Raw genomic sequence first — 19,098 nt, 5'->3', positions numbered from 1 at the left:
TTTAAATTATGAAAAGGCTAAAAACCATTGCTCCCCATAATTTTTTATGTGACCCTAAATCTCTATTCTTTCTTGTCCTGTAGCCTGAATAAATAGTTGTTTTCCTTCTTTGCTTACCGTGATTTTGAATTCAGGTTTCAACTCATATAAACCAACATATTTTTCGAGAGTGGCCTCAGCTATATCAACGGCTTCACTTTTGAATCTTAGCTCCTTTAACTCCGATCCTGAATCAAGTAAATAGAAGCCAATATCATCGACACTTGTTGATGAATTTGTAAGTAGGACTACTCCTTTACCTGTTTCCTTAACAAATCCAGCAAAAGTCGAGTATCCACCTGTTCCACCATTATGCCATATTACATCCCCCTCTTCACCTTTTTTAATATGCCAGGCCATGGCTACAGACATGCTACCTGCTTTATCATGTCTTACTTTATGACTAAGCTTTATGGCCTCCCTAAATGAATTATCTACATAAGCGAGATTAGCAGAAATAAACTTTGCCATATCTGAAGTTGAGCTTTTAATCGCACCAGCTCCCGGAAGTGTTGGGATGTCCCAGTTTTCAACAAGCTTCCCGCCACTATGCCCTAAGGCTAAATTTTCTTTCATTCTCGGTGTTAATTCAATTCTTGTATCGTTCATATCCAATGGATTTGCAATGGATTGAATCATCATCTCTTCATAGGTACTATTATTACTCAATGCCAGTAAATGCCCTAAAAGACCTTGACCAATATTTGAGTATTCGTATTCAGAACCTACCCTTCGAACCGGTTGATAATTTGAAATAAACTCATATATCTGTTCTACTGAATAATCTGCAAAAGGATTGTTAGGATTGGCAGGTTTAAAGTTGCTTGGCATTCTAGGAAGGCCAGAAGTATGATCTGTAAGGTTGCCAAATGTAATATCCTTATCGCCCATCACAGGAACTGCAATGTCATAGGGGAGAAACTTATTTATTTCATCCTCCAGTTTGAGTTCACCATTTTGTACTTGTTGGGCAAGAATTAACGCTGTAAATACTTTAGATATAGACCCTATTTCGTAGATGGTATTTTCATCTACATCCTTACCATCTTCCGCAGTTTTCCCAAAATTGAAATATTGAATACTGGAGGAGTCTATTATTGCTATAACTATACTTGGATTAACACCCTCCTCTATACGTTTTTCAATAGTCTTTACTACTTCAGTAGGAAGACCTTTCTGATTTGTGTTTCTATGACTATTCTGACATTGAATGGTGATAAAAGATATCAGAAGAAATATAAGGGTGATTCTATACTGTTTCATCTGTTTATGGTTTTTTTATGGCTATTTCATCTGTGCTTTGGCTTTATGTTTATTCTTCTACTATTTTGCATATAACATCGTCTCCTCCATCCGGATGCATAGTCATACTTTCTACTTCTTCAGCCTCATTTATATTAAATGTAAATTCAATCACCGATCCATTTATAAAAAAATCAATTTGGGATCTTGGGAATATGAGATGTTCTCCTTGTTCAGGTACTTGCAATATCAACTGATTTTCTTTTTTGATAATAGTCAGTGCAAAACCAGGACTTAGTTCATATTTACCTACATAAGTTTCCAGTATAGCATCAGCAACAGTCACATCTTTGTACAATTCTTCCTTCGTCGGTTTTGGAATAGCGTTTAGCAACAATCGCCCTACCATTGCATAAGACGGCGGCTCAGTGGCATCTTTAGTTACCGGAAAGCCTGTTATTCCTGCTTCTGATTTCTTTCCTGCTTCACCAACAAAACTGATGTTTCCGTATTGATCAGGGTAAAATCTAAATAAATGACTGGAACCAAAGTAGCTTGAGTAAAGGAGTTTGCTGTTTTTAATATCGATAACAGAAACGAATGATTTTTTGAGGCCAAGAAATGAGGAGTTAAAGGCCTTCTCACAAGTTGGATATTCTGAATACAAGGCATTTTCAGTAAGTGGCAAATCAGCAGAATTTGTTAATCCGCCAACAACAATGGTATCTTTATTAATAAAATTTGCTGACATAATGCGATCTTCATCACTTCCTCCAAACAGGCTGGCATATTCTAAGCTCATGGTTTCAGAATTAAATACAGATACAAAGCAATCCAGCTTACCTTTCCCTATTTTACTTATTGCATTTTCCGTTACCGGGAAGCTTTCTCCAGTAGTGCTGCCACAAACTATCAGTCTATTTGGCTTAGTCCATTGTACAGATGACATAGTATATGCATTGGTTGCGAAATAGCTTAAATAGGAAGTTTTGTGATTCCTGGCATTTATTTTGGCTATAAAATGATCCATTAAATATCCGGATTCAGGTATCATGATCTCTTTTCGAAAAGCATTACCCGTTACAGGTAAGCCTGCTGTATGGGTAGCACCTACCAAATAAATATTGTCTTTGTCATCGATAGTAAATCCTGCTATGCCTTCTCTTTGGCTGCTCCCAAAAAAAGTAGAAAACAGCAATTTGTGACCATCGGGACTCAATTTAGAGAGGAAACCATGTAAGTTATCATTATCATCAATGACACCTTGTGTTAAAGGAAAGTCATGAGAGGCGGTAACTCCCACAATAATAACATTACCTTTAGAATCAACCTTAATACCTCCTGACCCTATTGTTTCTTGAGCCGCTCCTCCAATAAATGTAGAAAAAACAATTTCAGTTCCCATTGGGTTTAATTTAGTTACGAACACATCCCCGCCCCACGATTTTGCTCCGTTAAAACTGGTGTCATAGGCTCCCTCAGTTGTAGGGAAATCTGGAGATTCTGTTCCTCCGGCTATATAAATGTAACCTGCATCATCTACCGTTATTCCTGAATGATGTTCTCTTTTTGTACCACCAATCAGTGTGGCAAATACGAGTTCTCCTTCGGGTGAATATTTTGCTACAAAGACATCTGCCAAACCATCGCCTTTTAATTGTGTTTGATAAGCTCCTTCTGTGGCGGGGAAATTTCTGTCTTTGGTGTTACCTGAAATATACGAATAACCTTCGTTATCGGTATAAACATCTACTCCTGATGCATATTTATCTATTTGTGAAAGATAGGTGGAGAAACCAAGAGTATATACCGTGGTATCTGTCAGTTGGTTTGTCTGTGACTTTAGAATTCCCTGGCTAAAAATAATTGCCAATAATATGAATGTGATTCTTTTGAACATCATTTTTGTTTTTATATTAATCTTCTACAAATCAAGTAAATACTCAGCAGACTTAGGCCTGCAAATGGAGACAGTATGAGTAGCAAATCTGGACATCACAAAAAAAACAGAAGAAATAAGGGAAAAAGACTCTAAAATCCTTGTTGAAAGTTGGAAGGTGAGACACCATGAAATTGTTTAAATGCCTGACTAAATCGCTTGGTATCTTCATAACCCACCATCAAGGCCACTTCGTTTACACGGTATTTTTCTTTGAGTAATTTGGCAGCTTGAGTCATTCTGCTATGTCTGATCAGATCTATTGGTGATTTACCCGTTAAGGCATTAAATTTACGTAATAGGGTCCTTCTATGCATACTCAAGTTTTCCGCAAAAAATTCAACTGTAAAATGAGTATTGTCGAGGTTAGTCTTAATAATAGATTTGCAATCTTCAAGAAATTTCTTGTCGAAATCGGAGTAAATATTTTTCGAGTGCTCCATATCAGTGAAGCTGAATTTCTTTCTGGCATTTTCTCCTGTTGAAATGATGTTAAGTACTTTTTTAAGCAATACATCTGTATCAAAGGGCTTGACGATATAATCATCAGCTCCACAATCGTAGCCATCAATGATACTGTCAGCTCCACCTATAGCGGTAAATAGGATAATGGTGATGTGGCTGGTATTGATATCATTTTTAAGCAATTTACACAATTCATTGCCTTGCATCTTGGGCATCATCACATCACTGATTATTAAATCGGGAAGGTGTTTTAAAGCCAAGTCCTTTCCTTCTTCACCATCCTTGGCACAAATAACCTGATAGGAAGGAGAAAACAGGTCTCGTAAAAACAAGCGCAATTCATCATTATCTTCAACGATTAAAATCTGCGGATTTTCATTGGGCTCCAAGTTCAGGTTTTCAAATTGATTTACATTTTGATCTCGGTTTATCATTTCGAGCTTAATAGGAGTTCCTTCCTGAATTTCAACGCTCTCAAGAGGCAAGGAGATGGTAATATCTGTACCCTTTCCCGGTTCACTGGAAACGCTAAATTTTCCTTTTGCCAGGGCTACAATTTCTTTGACATAAGCCAAACCAATACCACTGCCCTCAACATTTGTATTGGAATCCTCTATTTGATAATATCTCTCTCCCAGTTTTTTAATATGTTCGCCATTCATCCCTTTTCCAGTATCACTAATTTCTAAACCTAGTTGCTGTTGGTTTAAATGAAGTTTGAAGTCAACCTCACCATTCTCTTTATTAAACTTGAAAGCATTGGATAATAAGTTTGTGATGATGGATTGCAAACGTCCTTGGTCGAATTTGATTTGAGCTTTAGCAATATTTGCTTCAAAGATAAGCTTGCAATGGTTTTGAGAGGAATAGCCTTCGAAGGAAGCCACTATTTCTTTGCAAAAGGAGATGATTTCAAATTCAGATAGATCCAAACATAATAAATCCTCATCGAGCTTTTGTAAATCAAGGATTTGATTCACTAGTGATTTCAATTTGTTTGTATTCTTGATGGCCAGTTGAAGTTGATTTCCAATTTCCTCTTCTTGTGTTTCTGATTTAAGAATTCTTTCCAAAGGTGATTTTATCAATGTTAAGGGCGTCCGAATTTCATGAGAGATATTGGTAAAGAAGTCGAGTTTGCGCTTGGTGGATTGTTGAAGTATATTTGAAATTTCCTGAATCTCGGCTTTTTGTTCTGCCAGTAGCTGGTTGTCCTTTTTTTTGTTTCGGTAAGCTCTCCAAAGCATTAATCCGAAAATAACGAGTAAAAATGCGCCCCCAATAAAAGAATTTCTGAGGAGCTTTTGTTTTGAGATTTCTGCTTCTTTTTTTTCAATTTCAAACCTCATTTCAAGTTTTGCCACCTCATTATACTTTTCAATACTTGCTAAACTATCGTTCATTTGAATGGCCATCTTCAAATAATTGGATGCAGTTTTATATTTCCCATTTAAATAGTATTTCTCACTCAGTAATTCAGCAGTTGTTTTTATCCTCTTGGGTAATCCTAAATCTATAGCGAGATGATGTGAAAGTTCTAAATAGTAAATGGAGCTATCGTTATTATTAATCAATTGGTAGTAAATTCCCAATTCTTTATAAGATATGGCCATTTCTAAACGTGACTCAGATTCGCTTGCAATATTTTTTGATCGATTTAAATATATAAAAGCTTGTGCTGAATCGCCTGTAATTATAGAAGTGCGGGCAGCTTCTATCAGTGTTTGATGTATTTGAATTTCGGGGCATACCTTACACATTCCATCAATACTTTTTTGCAAGTATTCCAATGCTTTCTCATACTCACCTCCTTCTTTAAATACCATCCCTATTTTATGGTTTGCAGCAGAGAGCATGGCATAATTGCTTTGCCGAGTGCTTGCAATTGCTTCATTATAATACTTCATTGCTAGAGTATCATTTCCAGTTTTGAAATAAACATCACCAATCTGAAGCTTCGTCAAGTTGATGTATATCTTATTCTTTTGGTCTTCAAAAAGGCCTTGTGCTTCAAGTAAATACTCCAGTGCTATATCTTTGTTTACATGATTATTCAGGAATAATAAACCTGCTGTTAAATACATCTCACCTAATGATTGATTATCTCCCAATTCTTCGGCGTATTCTATGGCTTCCTGCAAATATTGGTAAGATAATTTGTAATTATAAAGTCTTGCATAAGTTCCTGCTATAACTTTATAAGAATTTAGCACTGCATAATTGGCTTCAATTAATTTTCTGTTTTTAATATTACTTTGACAATAAACCAGAGTACTGTCATACTCACCCAAAGAGGTAAAACCAAATGAAATTTTATTGTTTGAGATAGCTACATATTCCGAATTTTTTAATTCAAGAAACAATTTGTGAGCCTTTTTATGATAATATATGGATTGTGAAAAATTGGATTTCCAGCTTTCGATATTACCTAAAAAATGAAAAGAATAGGAAAGTATTTTTTTATCTTGTGGTTTTTCAGCCGTGTTTATGACTTTTAAAAAGGCTTGCTCGGCATAAATATATTCAGCATTATTATAATAGTAAATGCCTCCGTCATAAAAGGATTGCATTTCTTCAGATTTAATATTTCTGGGCTTTAGCTGAGGTTTTAACTTAATAATATCGATAAAGGTGTTAGGAAACACGATATTGAAACCTGCTAAAAATGCAAGTACAAAAAATATTTTAAAGGTTATTGTTTTCAAATCATCAACACTTATAAATTACATTATAACAAGCTTTCATTTATAGAAGAACTAATAAGTTACTACTTATCCATCTCTACAATATTAATTATTGTTGCAACAGCTGATTTCGTAATTAGTTCGGCTTCTATTTTACTATTAGCTGATAAACCAAGTATATCATTATTTGAATGTATATGATTATTGAAATTATCGCTAAAAAGATCAATTTCATCAATTAGCATGACAGCAGGAACATTTTTATCCCAAAATGACGAATGGTCTCCTGCTGAAACAATCATTGATGTTGAATCAACTGCATATTTCAAGTTTGGGGCATAAACACTTACAGCATTTGTATATATATTCATTAAATCTAAAGATAGTTTATTTACACAAATACTTACGCTTATATGATCACCATCATTTACATACGATATCATATCAAGATTGATCATGCCTAATATTATAATATTATTATTTACGATACTGTCAGTAAAAGCTTTACTACCCCAGCGTCCGGTTTCTTCACCAGAAAAGAGAACCATCATTATTGTTTTTTTAAACTTATATTTAGACAAGATACGAGTAGCTTCAAGAACACCTGAAGTGCCAGAAGCATTATCATCGGCAGCAGGTGCTCCACTTTTATAGCTATCGTAATGAGCACCCAATACGTAAACAGAATCAGGGGACAATGTGCCATATTTAACAGCTATTATATTGGGTAACCAGCCTTGGGTATACTTCTGCAAATAAATGGTGTCCATTCCGATGTTATCCAAACTTGAAATTAAATGATTGACACATTCAAGATTATTGTCTGGCGTATATCGTTCCATTTGTTCGAGCAAGGCAATATTGTTAAAGATAGAATCTCCGGAAACCAGATTTACAACGTTACTTATCAAAGGATTTTGTCCAAATAATTGAAAGCTCATTGATACTATTAATATAAAAATATATGCCGTTTTTTTCATTCTAATGCTCTTTATTACATACTGTATTTTTAAATTTTCTTTGTTTTGATGGAATACATCTATTTCTTCTCCTATTAATCATAACTCAGTTTAGTTGCGAATCCTTTTTTATCCAGTACAACATTCAAATATTTCTCTATATCCTCAACAAAAAAGCGATTTGGCGAAATAGGGAATAGTTTTAGTTTCATGAAATAATCCTTAAGAATCAAATCGCCATTCAGTTCAATAATCAAAGCTTTTCTGCCATCAATCGTAAAATCACCAATATATTTTGAATGGTTTATTTTTTGCTGATATAATTTTTCAGGTATCCGTGAACTTGTTTTTAATGTGATTAAGGCTGGATTATCTATCGGTTTGTTCATCTTTGATGCTAAAATCAAGTCAAATAATTTAACGATTTCTTTATCATATAATTTGTCCCTCTGATATCTATTGCAAAGGTTTACCAAAATCAAGTCTTCTGTCGGAAAAATAGCAAGGAATTGTCCTCCAGCACCTGCAGCATAATACATTTTGTAATCCTGATAATATTCAGAAACGTTCCATAACCAGCCATACCATCTTCCAATTTTTCCTCCGCCGCCGTGTTTTGAAACCGGATAAGTACTGCTATCTACCCAATTTTTTGATAATATCTGTTTATCATTCCATAAACCTTCTTGTAAAAAAAGTTGACCATATCTTGCCAAATCTCTTGCCGACATCTTTAAATGGTAGGCAGGATGATTCGAATATTCGAGTTCGTAGTAATATTCTCCATCAATAATTCTATAATCCTGCATTTGCAATGGTGTGGCAATATCATTGTATAAAGCTTCATAAATTGAAGTTTGTGTTGATTGCTCAAAAATCGTCCCCAATACATTAAAATCCCAGTTATTATAAAACCACAGTGAATCTGGCTTGACACTATTTCTTTCAGGTCTGTAATCATCCACCCAGGGTGGTTCTGCCGCTGCTTTATGATAAATTCCTGAGCGAGCCTTTAACAGATGAATTATTTTGGCAGATTTTTCAAGATCAGATAATGAATCCTTATCTGTAATTCCAATTTCTCCAATTGTATAATTTAGCTCGATGGTTCCATTCTCAGAATAAATTCCATATAAGGAATTAAGAATACTTTTTCTAACTGAATGAAGTATAAATCTTCTGTTAATATCTCCCCAATCAGCAACTACCTTCCCATTTTGAATGATCAGAAATGCGGAGGAATTTAAGGAGTCATAATATGCTTTTGCTATGGCTAAGTTTTCTATAGAAAATCCTGATTGCTCAATCTGTTTATACTTTTCCCAATTTTCTTTTGGGTTTTGTGAATAAACATTGGTACTCAAAATGAGTATCAAAAGAATGGGTATAATATGTAAGTGTTTTAGATTCATTTCTCTAATGCTTACTAATCGTTTCGTTATTCTGATATTCAGGATGGCCTGTTTGCCAGAAATCAAATGAAAAATTATTTGCTAATTTTTCATTTGATTTTGTTTTGGTACTATTGAAATAATGTCCTTCATTAAAATCAACCATCATTTAAGTTGTATTCTCACTCGGATTATTTATTTCTACTAAACAAAGGGAACTCTATGTTTTTTTTTGTTTTTTTGCTTCCCTATTATAAATAACCGGAGTTTTATATTTCCATTTTTCCCAAAGGTCCTCATCTTTTAGCAGACTTACCATAAAATTGGCAACATTAATTCTACTTGTTTTGCCAGCATCAAATATTGGACTTCTAACAGGTGAAGGGTGGATGGTATATTCTGATACTTCAGCTTCATTTATTAAGGTATCAGGTCTTACTGCTATCCATTCAATAAGTTGGTTGCTTATACCAACTGTTTCGATCAAATGTCTTAATGCTAAATCATTGTCACGTTGTGGTGGTAATAAAAACCTCATCATCTTCATTACAATATTCTCAGTTATTTTGAACTTCTCATTCTGCGATTTGTTTATACATGCCGTAGTATTCATCAATACTATTTTCACGGTTTTGTTTTTATTAATTTCCTTAATAGAATTAATCGTTTTTATTAATGCATCAACTACGAGTGTATATGGCTTTTCAAATATTCCCTTAAGTGTAATATTATGCCCCAGACAAGATACCACAGCATCTACATCACTTAAATAGTGTTTCAATATTTGATGATCGAGTTCTAATATGCTACCTTTTATTACTTCTATATGCTCGGTACTTTTTATCAAATCAAATTTTCCTACATTTCTTGTTAAGGCTTTCACACCAATCCCTTGCTTTAATAATTGAGTAACAACATTAAAACCAGTAGCTCCATTTGCACCTAATACTAAGACTTTCATATCATTCCTCTCTTTTTTATGTTTTCTTATTTACAACGATTGTTAAGTTGCTGATTTTCACAGAAAATGTTTTTTATTCAATTAATTCTTTAACCGCATTAATTTTTTCTTTTAATTTTTCGTTTTCTGGTATAAGTTTGGAACATTCTTGATAATTCAGTAGTGCTTTATTATAAAGCTTCAAATTAAAATTAGCTTCACCAAGTTTGTAATATATTTGATAATCATCAGGAAAAAACATCGCCATAACTTCATAAACTTTAATCGCACTTTTAAAATCTTCCGTTTCTTCCCATTTGTCAGCTGCCTTGTCAAAATATTCCCTGTAAATAGTTATTTTCTGAACATTGTTAAAGAATTTCTCCAATTCAGAAATATTCTCTGAACATGAAATTGTTTTGGCATATCCTAATTCTTCAATTTTTGAAATGGTCTCATTATAATTCTTATAAAATTCTTGGCCTTTTTTGTTATCCGGAAATAATTTTGGAATTTCAATTATATGATTCTCTTTTTGTAATTCTTCTTTGATATTGATCGTAATAACATTGTTGAAATTATGATTATAATATAAGTAAATAATTCCTTCATTTAAATCGTAAAGAGTAGAATAAAGTGTGCCGCCTCCCCAACTTGATTCCTGATGTAAGCTATCTAATAATGAGGTGCAAAAGCTAACACTTGTTTCTTGTTTTGTTTCTATTAATTTTCTTCCTTTCTGATAAAATTCTATGGTGACATCATTTAAATTGTCACATTGCGAAGGGTAAAAATTTGATATGATATCATATGATTGATTTCTAATTTCTATAAAATCTCCTTCTACAATTAATTGCTTTCCGGATTTATCCACAAAATAAAACATCGAAGTTTCCATGCCTCGTAAATCCCATTTTAAGAAAATATCTTTTACTTCTTCAACTTTAGAACAAGTTCGCATTATGAATTGTAAGAAATCTTCATGCTCAGGTGAATCTTTACCTTCAAAATCTTTGATTTCTAAATTTGGCATTGCAAATCCGTCAAAAACAAGCCCCTTATCATTAATTGCTCCTTGAGGCCATAAGTCATCAAATCCAACATATACAACTCCGAATTCATTTTTATTGCCTTTTTCAAACCACATCCGAGAATTTTGATTATAAAAATCCTCGTTATTACCAACCATCACCTTCCCATCTTTTTTAATAACAAACATGCTACATGCATGAGATTGAAAGCTAATGGTTAGCAAGGCAATTATTAATATTATGACATTTTTATTCTTCATTCTCAATCAATTTTTTAGTTTCTAAGGCAAACTCATTATCTGGATTTAAAGATAATGATTGCTCATTATGTTTCCTTGCTTTCTTCAAATCACCCACCGAATAATAGGTCCTTGCTAAATAGGCATCAGCACTTTGCGCGTTTGGGTAAAGTTTTTTACATGTTTCCAATAACTTTATTTTTTCTTCAAGTTGATTTCTCTCATTAAGAACGTATGCTAATAAATAAAAATCAAACTCTGGTGGGCTTATGTCTATACCTATCTTCTCTGATAAAAGTTTATAATGCTCTAGGAATAACTCTGTCATATTAGAAGAGTCTTTTTCAGGAATAGTAAATTTCCAATCTTTAAAAATAAAGAACAATGCATCTGTTATGGTGACAGGAAAAATAGTATGATGATTATCGGAAGTTTTTAAAATTGGTTTGAATAAAAAGGTCCCACTACCTATTTCATTAAATGCATCAATAAGTTTTAAATTCCATTCGTAAAAATAGTCTTGCTTACTGGCAGCTAAGAATAAACGTTTTTTAGATTCTTTGAGAAATGACATTTTTTCTTCAATGCTCAACACTTCAATAAAATAATCTGAGTTTACAGGTGCTGAGCTATAAAAAGCTTGAAAAGGACTATTCTCATCTAACATAGAATGTAAAACCAATTCTCCACCAATAGAATGTCCAATGATTGTTTTGAAATGACACTTTCTATACTTTTTGTTAATTAAAGGAATTACTTCCTGAATTATAAACTTATCATACTCATTCATATTCTTTGAATTCGGGTTGCCAATACCAACAACAATTGACTCAGGGATTGTGTGCAATTGATTCAATTCTATCATATGATAGGGTCTGCTTAAATATTCCGAGATAGAATAATACATGCGAGTTCTCGAATAATAGCCTAATACTATTTGTAAAGGATAAGAATCATTTGAACTGTAATAATCAGGAGGCAAGTAAATATGGATCAGCTTACTTTCATTTAAGAATCTTGACTGAATAGTATCGGTAAAAACAAACTGTTTATCAATGTCTTGACAAAACACACTTGTCTGTAATATTACAAATAACACGAGTACTATCTTTTTCATATAATCAAAGTTTAATCATTTTTATAATCACAATAAATACCCCAATATGTTATCTAAAACATTTATTATACTGTGTGCAATCATAGAAGGGAATATAGAACCTGTCTTTATTCTTAGCCAACTTAATCCAAGTCCAGCAGAAAATGTGAAAAGAAATATTCTTAATCCTTCACCGAAACTTTCCACATGCAATAGATGAGCAATTGCAAAAGGTAATACTTGTATGATCACAATTATCCAGATTTTAAAGTTTGATAAACCTGATTGCTTAACATAGTACAATACAAAACCAAAAACTGCTCCTCTCAAACAAATTTCTTCTGAAAAGCTTGGCATTGTCAACTCAAACAGGTAATATTCAAGGCCTAATTTTACACTTGGATCATCTGATAACACTGAAGTAATAAGATTCCATATGGAAAATATCACGCCAATAAAAACCGTGTATTTCAACCAATTTTTATCTTTTGGTTTTACCAGTGCCAATAGTTGCCTTGGTGCTTTAAAAAAGAACGCGAAAAGAAGTATTATTATGGCACTTACAATTTGCTGCACCCATCCCATCTTCATATCCAAGTTCAATATTTTCTGTATTTCTGAGCCAAAAATAGAAGCACATATGTAAAGAATGAAGAATATAAATGCGTAAATCAAAGGTTTCTTTCTTTCTTCAGTTAATGATGTAATGCCAATGTAATTTCTAATGTCCATTTTTTTAGTTTTTAACTCTTAATCTTATTGCAGCTAAATTCATATATTAAAACTCGATTTCTTCATGATCTTTATTTGACTTTATTTTATAACTTCATTTTTTAGATCGTCAATAATTCTTGAACTCACCCACATAATATCTTCGTTACCTCTGGCAATCCAGCGAGTAAAAAAAAGATATTTACCGTCTGGAGATACATAAGGAAAACGCTCTTGTCGATCAGAATTAATGTTCTTTCCTAAATTAATAGCCTCTGTCCAATTACCGTTATTACTCCGGAAACAGATATAAATATCGCCAAAATCTTTATCTGGGCTTAAGCGGTTGGATGAGAATAGAATGTAGCTTTCGTCGGGGGTGATAAAGGGCGTCCAATTAAATGTTCCGCCGGCCATATTAATGGATGAAGGGAGTAATTGGGGTTTTTCATAAACACCATCATTTAATTCTGAGCGATAAATGCCAAAATTATTCAAGGTTTCGAGACCTTCAGCATGTGCAAAGAAATAAAGTGTTCCTTTGTTTGTAACAGAGGGGCCATATAAATACTTAAGCTCAGGGAATCGTGCAAGCAAGTTCAGGCTTTTTGGCTCACTCCATTTCTCATTTTGTTTAGTGGACATATATAGTCCTTTATCATTTTCGGTATCCAAGGCGATAAAGTAGATTTGCTGACCATCGGGGGAAAATGCAGGCATGCCTCCAAAAGGTGACATTTCAGATTCTGTCCATTGACCCTCAATACAACGCATGGTTTTTAGGAAAACTTCTGTTTCCTTGCCTGTATGGCGTAGGTTAGATTGCCAGAAAAGTTGTTTTCCATCGGGAGAAAATGTTGGCGATCCATGTTCAATTGTGGTATCTATTGAAACTATTCTGGGAGCAAAGACTTCTGGGATTAATCCCGGAGGTGTTAAACCGAAATATGCATCTTTTGATTCATTTAAATTATTACTTTCGAAAGCATTGTTAAACCATATTTCCACAGGACAAGGAACAGAGGCATAGCTATTCTTAGGGTCTAATTTTACATTTACAATAACAGCATCTATTTTACCATCTTTATTCATATCACCCAGCGCTACTGCTGCACTATTTGAATTTCCCAAACTAAGCTTACTATCTCTAAAGTGTCCTTTACCGTCATTGTGCCAAACTTTGTTGGGGGCTCCATCGCCAAAAGGAACTTTGCCATGGCAGATAAATAAATCAGAATCACCATCGCTGTCAAAATCAGCGGTTTTTGCAGAACCGGAATTATCACCAAGTTTTTGTCCGCTATCTGTAAAGTTTCCTTTTCCATCATTAAAAAATATCATATTTCCGGCTTCACTATTACTGGCAAGAAATAAATCCATGTAGCCATCATTATCAAAATCACATAGAAGTGCATTTCGACTTACTGCACCAGAAATATCATGGCTCCTTTCAGTAAACTTCTTTTCGGCACTACCCAACCAAATTTTGTTTGCAGAATGCTTCATTGCAGGAGGAGGGGTGTGAGGAATAGCCACATAGATATCGGTAAAACCATCACTATTGATATCGCCGAAAGTATAGCTTGCCTGTCCCCAACCTCCAAGGCTTTTCCCTGTATTCGTAAAATTGCCTTTGCCATCGTTAATTAGAATTCTGTCGGTAGTTTGAGAACAACTGATAATGTCCATATCTCCATCCTTATCCACATCTACTAGTACAGACGAGTACATTAAAATATCGGAGGAAAGCTTGATTTTGAATTCGTAATGATTGTCCCCATCATTAAGATAAATGCTATCCTGGCTGACAACATCTATAAATCCATCACCGTTGAGGTCTCCAAAACTTGCAAAAATACCAGAGCCAAAGCTGAGATCTGTTTCAGAAATTTTTCCATTCCCATTGTTTAGCCATGTTTTGCCACCCAAATATGCATCCAAATGGCCATCCCCGTTAATATCTACCAGTTTGATATCCCAGGAATTAGTAGTTTGTATGTTTTGCCCATTTGTTATTAATGATACCTGAGCCTTGACAATATTAACTTGCAATGCAATTATCACAAGACCAATAGTTATTACTTTGAAAAATTTTGCGGTTAATATGTCATGTTTTTTATTCATAATTGTGTCATTATTTATTTTCTTATTCGATCAATTATTTTTGCACTCACCCAAAAAATATCCCAGGTTTTTGTATGCCGCATAAAAAACAGATACTTTCCATCAGGAGATACGACAGGAAAACGTTCAGTTAGATTAGAGTTAATCTCAGCTCCCATATTTATTGGATGTCCCCAATTATCATTTTTGTCTTTAAAACTGATATACAAATCAAGACCACCAAAACCACTTTCATGATTTGAAGGAAAAATAATATAGCTTTCATCCGGTGAAATAAACAATGGCCACCAAGATGAAAAATCCTTATAAATACTCACTGTTTTTGGATCAGAAAATTTACCGTCAGCATAATTGAATTTGAGAAATTCTTCTTTATTATTAATGAAATCCCTTCCCATATTATATGCATTACCCAATTTAGTAATTATTGGTGGACGGTCATCTTTTTCTGAATTATATGGTTTTCCTGCATTGATGGGTTTGCTCCATCCAGTTTCCGTTCTTTCAACATACCAGGCATCTATATAGCCAAAACCGCCAGGGCGATTTCTGGAATAGAAGAACAATTTGTTTCCGTCGGGAGAGAAAGTAGGCTGGCCATTCACAAGCGTTAAATCGTCCTTTATAAAATCTGCTAGTTTCGCTTTTGTCCATTTATTATTTATAAATTTAGAGAAATAGATCTGCTCAGTAACATCATTTGCAAATTTCGACCAGTAAATTTCATCACCATTAGGCGAAATTGCCAACTGACAATGCTCACGCCAACTAGTATCGGAAACGATACCAGGGGCAAAGACTTCAGGAGTTAAGCCAGGAGGGGTAAGTCCAAAATAGGCATCTTTTGATTCAAGAAAGTTTTCTTCTGTTTGAGTACAACTAACCCATATAAAGGTTACTAGTATTAGTAATGGAATATTTTTCATCTGTTTTTTTTTTGTTTTTATTGGTCAGATGGAACCGCATGATATAAAATAATCATTGTCGTGTGAGATTAATAACTATTTTAATCATGCTTGTTTCATTTTGATGAATTATTTAGTTTGGATTTTCAATACTACTTTTTTTTGGCCGTCAATTATTTTTGATAATAATGTTTTGCATTGACTCTTCAAGAATTGTGACACCTGGCAAACTATCTTTTAATTTCTCTATAGTTTGAATAACCTCGTCTTCACCATCTTTGTTGCCTATTGAAAAGTGACCAAGAATAATGTGTTTCGGTTTTATATATTTCTCAATAATTTCGATCCCGGGAGCATCAATGCCCCATAAGGATCCTCTGTTTAAAATGGCCACATCAATTTGCATATTTTTAAGACCTACTGCATCATATTCTTCAATTCCATTAACAACAGCTCCTTTCCAAACTCCTCCCGTAGCATCTCCAACATGCAATACTTTCATCCCATCCAAATCAAATAAAAATCCAATATTTTCAGTTCGTCCATCTCCTTCACTATGTCTTAACCTCAAAACTTTTATTTCAATACCATTAACCTTAGTGTCAACAGACTTATACATTTCAGGAGTAATTCCAACAATTCGCGAGCTATCAACTTTACTATTTTTATTTTCCTTCAATTTCGACGAAACGCTTTTATTACATATTATTTTTGCTTTTTTGTTTTTCGTTAAATACTCAGCCACCATGTTAGTCGAGAAGTGATCTCCATTATCATGTGTAACAAGCATAAGATCAACAGAGTTAAAAGGTTTCTCTAATTGATTGATCTTTTCTACAATTTGTTTTGATGGCAATGAATAAGAACCAAAATCTTCGTCAAAAAGGGCATCAATTAATACTGTTTTTGATGCAGATGAAACCATAAATCCCATATTAGCTATATAGGTAACTTTAATCTCAGATTTTTTCATTACCTGCTCCTTCTAATTCAATAATATCAGAATTAAAAACACTTGCTCCATTATCCATCAAAAATTTAGATACTTTAGTGCTCCCCCAATCATTTGCCAATGCCAAAGCTGTTCTATTTGTATAATCCAATTTATGTATATCTGCTCCATTTTTCACCAATAATTTGGCTATATCAATATTATTTTGCTCGGCCGAATAGTGCAAAGCTGTTCTATTCAAACTATCGACAACATTCACATCAAATTCTTTATCAAGGAGTTTATTTACCCATTCAAGATTTCCTCCTATTGCAGCAAGATGCAATAAATTTCTCCCCTTACTGTCGATACCCGATAATTCTGCCCCATTTTCAAGAAGCTCTGCTGCAATGGCTTGAAATTTATTTTTAACGGCAAATTGAAGAAGCTCATTCTTCTTCTGTTTGTCTTGCGGTAATTTTGATCCTTTCTGTTGTAGTAAATCAACTAAATCACGATTATTATTTTCAATGGCAATAAATAACGCTGATTCTTTATTGTTATTCAGAAGTTTCAAATCAGCACCTGCATCAATTAAACATTTGCTAATACTATCTAAATTGTTTTCAATTGAATAATGCAAGGCTGTATTTCCATTTGAATACTGAGCATTCATATCACAATTTGCAGCCATAAGTGCGTCATATACTTTGTATGATCTCCTGTTCAAAGCCAAGTGAAGAGCCGTCTGCTGGTTATTATCAGAATTATTTACATCGATACCCTTATCTATTAACAATTGAATGGTAGATAATTTATTAGTAAATAATGCATATTGCAATGAATTATAGCCATTACTCGACACTCGGAAATTTATATCAGCATTGTTATCTAATAACAGCCTTACTATACTATCATGCCCATAATAGGATGCTATTATCAAAAGCGTAGCCGTTCCGCTAATAGTTGAATCAACCCAAGTAACATTTTCTGCAAGTATCTTTTCAACAGTTTCATAATCACCATCTGTACAAGCATTAAATATTGATTCTTGTGGCTTGTATCCTAATTCTTTAAATGTATAAGCTATGCCATTATACACATCAATAAATGGTACATGCCCTTCATCTTCTAAAACATCTATTTTCCATTTTAAACCCTCAGGTGCTTTATTTGAAAATAGTTTTTTATAGGCAGGCATTGGATTAAGCACATGATCGTAATCATTTTCTCCATAAATAACATAAACGGTTTTATTAAAATGATATATACTATTAAAAAACTCTGTTGTTTGTCGAAGCACAAAATTATCTCCCCAACCAATCATTGGGCTACTAAATATGTAGGAAGTAAACAAATCTGGTTCCTTTACCATGATATAATTAGCAAACATTGCACTATTTGAAAATCCTGCCAAAATTCGCAATGAATCGGTCAAATATTTATTTTCCACAAAAGGAATTACCTCATTCTTAATGGAATTTAAGAACTCGTCTCCTTTAAACCCTTGCCCTCGATAACGTCTATTTTCAAAAGGAAAAACTTCAGCCCCATCTTTTTCACAAATACCAATTAAGATCATTCCTGGTATCCCATTACTCCCTTCTAAATATCTTGCTGCTGCTTTAGCACGATAAAAACTATATTTTGGAAATAATATGTATAGAACGGGGTAAGAATTCAATGAGTCATAATCTGCCGGCATACTAACAAACAGTTCTCTCGTTTCTTCAAATATTTCAGATTCGTAAGAAAGTTTTTCGCCTACGTAAAAATCTTCATCTACTTGAGAAAAAATTATAGTTTGACTACATATAAGTGCTGCTAATAAAATAAATATTTGTTTTTTCATTTCGATTTGATTTTTTTTGTTAAATCTATTTTTTCACTAATAGTAATTTTTTTATTTCCTTATATTTTGATAGCTGAGAATTGTTGACATACTCAAAATCGCTTATTTATCCAGAATACTTATTCTAGATTATTTCATTTTTAAGTAATCAAATCTTATTTATTAAGAATCTCTGCATTCCCCCCAATAAATTTCCGTTTTTCCATAGCTATATTCTGTTATTCCAGTTCCGACAATACTTTTTTAGCATTTTCATGTTTGGGGTTTAATTCTAAAGATTTTTTATAGGCTTTAATGGCGTTTTCTTTGTCACCTAGCTGTAAAAGGCAATCTCCATAACTGTCAATAGTATTGTATTCGTTAGGGTATAATTCTGTGTTTAATTTGAAGATTTTTAAAGCGTCATTCTTTTTTTCTTCGTTCATCAGATTATATCCAAAGTGATTAAACCAGGTTTCACGTAGATCATACTGAGTTGTCAGCACATCCTCATTCTTGACAAAAAGTACTATTTCATCAATGGTTTTCCCTTCATCCAGCAATTCTGTTA

At 33.5% G+C, this 19,098-nt stretch carries 14 protein-coding genes; all 14 read right to left on the bottom strand.

Annotated elements, in window-relative coordinates:
• Positions 1-54 precede the first annotated feature (54 nt).
• The 14 genes from HNS38_RS08390 to HNS38_RS08325 all read right to left on the bottom strand — a co-directional run bounded on the left by HNS38_RS08390 (position 55) and on the right by HNS38_RS08325 (position 19,090).
• Positions 55-1,302: a serine hydrolase gene (locus HNS38_RS08390; RefSeq protein WP_172281785.1), complete on the bottom strand. Its 1,248-nt coding sequence runs from the start codon at positions 1,300-1,302 to the stop codon at positions 55-57.
• A 49-nt stretch (positions 1,303-1,351) separates the two neighbouring features.
• Positions 1,352-3,181 (bottom strand): DUF3471 domain-containing protein, encoded by a 1,830-nt coding sequence (locus HNS38_RS08385; RefSeq protein WP_172281783.1) that lies wholly within the window; start codon positions 3,179-3,181, stop codon positions 1,352-1,354.
• A gap of 131 nt (positions 3,182-3,312) precedes the next feature.
• Positions 3,313-6,390: an ATP-binding protein gene (locus HNS38_RS08380; RefSeq protein WP_172346288.1), complete on the bottom strand. Its 3,078-nt coding sequence runs from the start codon at positions 6,388-6,390 to the stop codon at positions 3,313-3,315.
• Between the two features lie 62 nt (positions 6,391-6,452).
• Complete coding sequence (locus HNS38_RS08375) at positions 6,453-7,349, bottom strand: M28 family metallopeptidase (protein ID WP_172281778.1); 897 nt, start codon at positions 7,347-7,349, stop codon at positions 6,453-6,455.
• Positions 7,350-7,423: 74 nt separating this feature from the next.
• A complete protein-coding gene (locus HNS38_RS08370) occupies positions 7,424-8,806 on the bottom strand; it encodes a serine hydrolase (RefSeq protein WP_216663669.1) in 1,383 nt (460 codons plus the stop codon).
• Between the two features lie 133 nt (positions 8,807-8,939).
• Positions 8,940-9,680 carry an NAD(P)-binding oxidoreductase gene (locus tag HNS38_RS08365; protein ID WP_172281774.1) on the bottom strand — a complete coding sequence of 247 codons (741 nt, stop codon included), beginning with the start codon at positions 9,678-9,680 and terminating at the stop codon, positions 8,940-8,942.
• A gap of 73 nt (positions 9,681-9,753) precedes the next feature.
• The gene (locus HNS38_RS08360) at positions 9,754-10,950 is read right to left on the bottom strand and encodes a hypothetical protein (RefSeq protein ID WP_216663668.1); all 1,197 of its coding nucleotides are present in this window, start codon (positions 10,948-10,950) and stop codon (positions 9,754-9,756) included.
• A complete protein-coding gene (locus HNS38_RS08355) occupies positions 10,940-12,046 on the bottom strand; it encodes an alpha/beta hydrolase-fold protein (protein WP_172281772.1) in 1,107 nt (368 codons plus the stop codon). The genes HNS38_RS08360 and HNS38_RS08355 overlap by 11 nt, the downstream gene beginning before the upstream one ends.
• 27 nt (positions 12,047-12,073) lie before the next feature.
• Positions 12,074-12,757 carry a CPBP family intramembrane glutamic endopeptidase gene (locus HNS38_RS08350; RefSeq protein ID WP_172281770.1) on the bottom strand — a complete coding sequence of 228 codons (684 nt, stop codon included), beginning with the start codon at positions 12,755-12,757 and terminating at the stop codon, positions 12,074-12,076.
• 81 nt (positions 12,758-12,838) lie between these two features.
• The gene (locus tag HNS38_RS08345; protein WP_172281768.1) at positions 12,839-14,860 is read right to left on the bottom strand and encodes an FG-GAP-like repeat-containing protein; all 2,022 of its coding nucleotides are present in this window, start codon (positions 14,858-14,860) and stop codon (positions 12,839-12,841) included.
• Positions 14,861-14,874: 14 nt separating this feature from the next.
• Positions 14,875-15,786: a PD40 domain-containing protein gene (locus tag HNS38_RS08340; RefSeq protein ID WP_172346286.1), complete on the bottom strand. Its 912-nt coding sequence runs from the start codon at positions 15,784-15,786 to the stop codon at positions 14,875-14,877.
• Positions 15,787-15,934: 148 nt separating this feature from the next.
• A complete protein-coding gene (locus HNS38_RS08335) occupies positions 15,935-16,738 on the bottom strand; it encodes an MBL fold metallo-hydrolase (RefSeq protein ID WP_172346285.1) in 804 nt (267 codons plus the stop codon).
• Positions 16,725-18,548 (bottom strand): ankyrin repeat domain-containing protein, encoded by a 1,824-nt coding sequence (locus tag HNS38_RS08330; RefSeq protein WP_172346284.1) that lies wholly within the window; start codon positions 18,546-18,548, stop codon positions 16,725-16,727. The genes HNS38_RS08335 and HNS38_RS08330 overlap by 14 nt, the downstream gene beginning before the upstream one ends.
• A 218-nt stretch (positions 18,549-18,766) precedes the next feature.
• Positions 18,767-19,090: a M48 family metallopeptidase gene (locus HNS38_RS08325; protein ID WP_172281762.1), complete on the bottom strand. Its 324-nt coding sequence runs from the start codon at positions 19,088-19,090 to the stop codon at positions 18,767-18,769.
• Positions 19,091-19,098 lie beyond the last annotated feature (8 nt).

It is taken from the genome of Lentimicrobium sp. L6 (genome assembly GCF_013166655.1).
In the GTDB taxonomy this organism is placed as follows: Bacteria; Bacteroidota; Bacteroidia; order Bacteroidales; family UBA12170; genus UBA12170.
The sequence above is the reverse complement of the archived record's forward strand: the minus strand, read 5'-3'. Positions and strand labels throughout refer to the sequence as shown.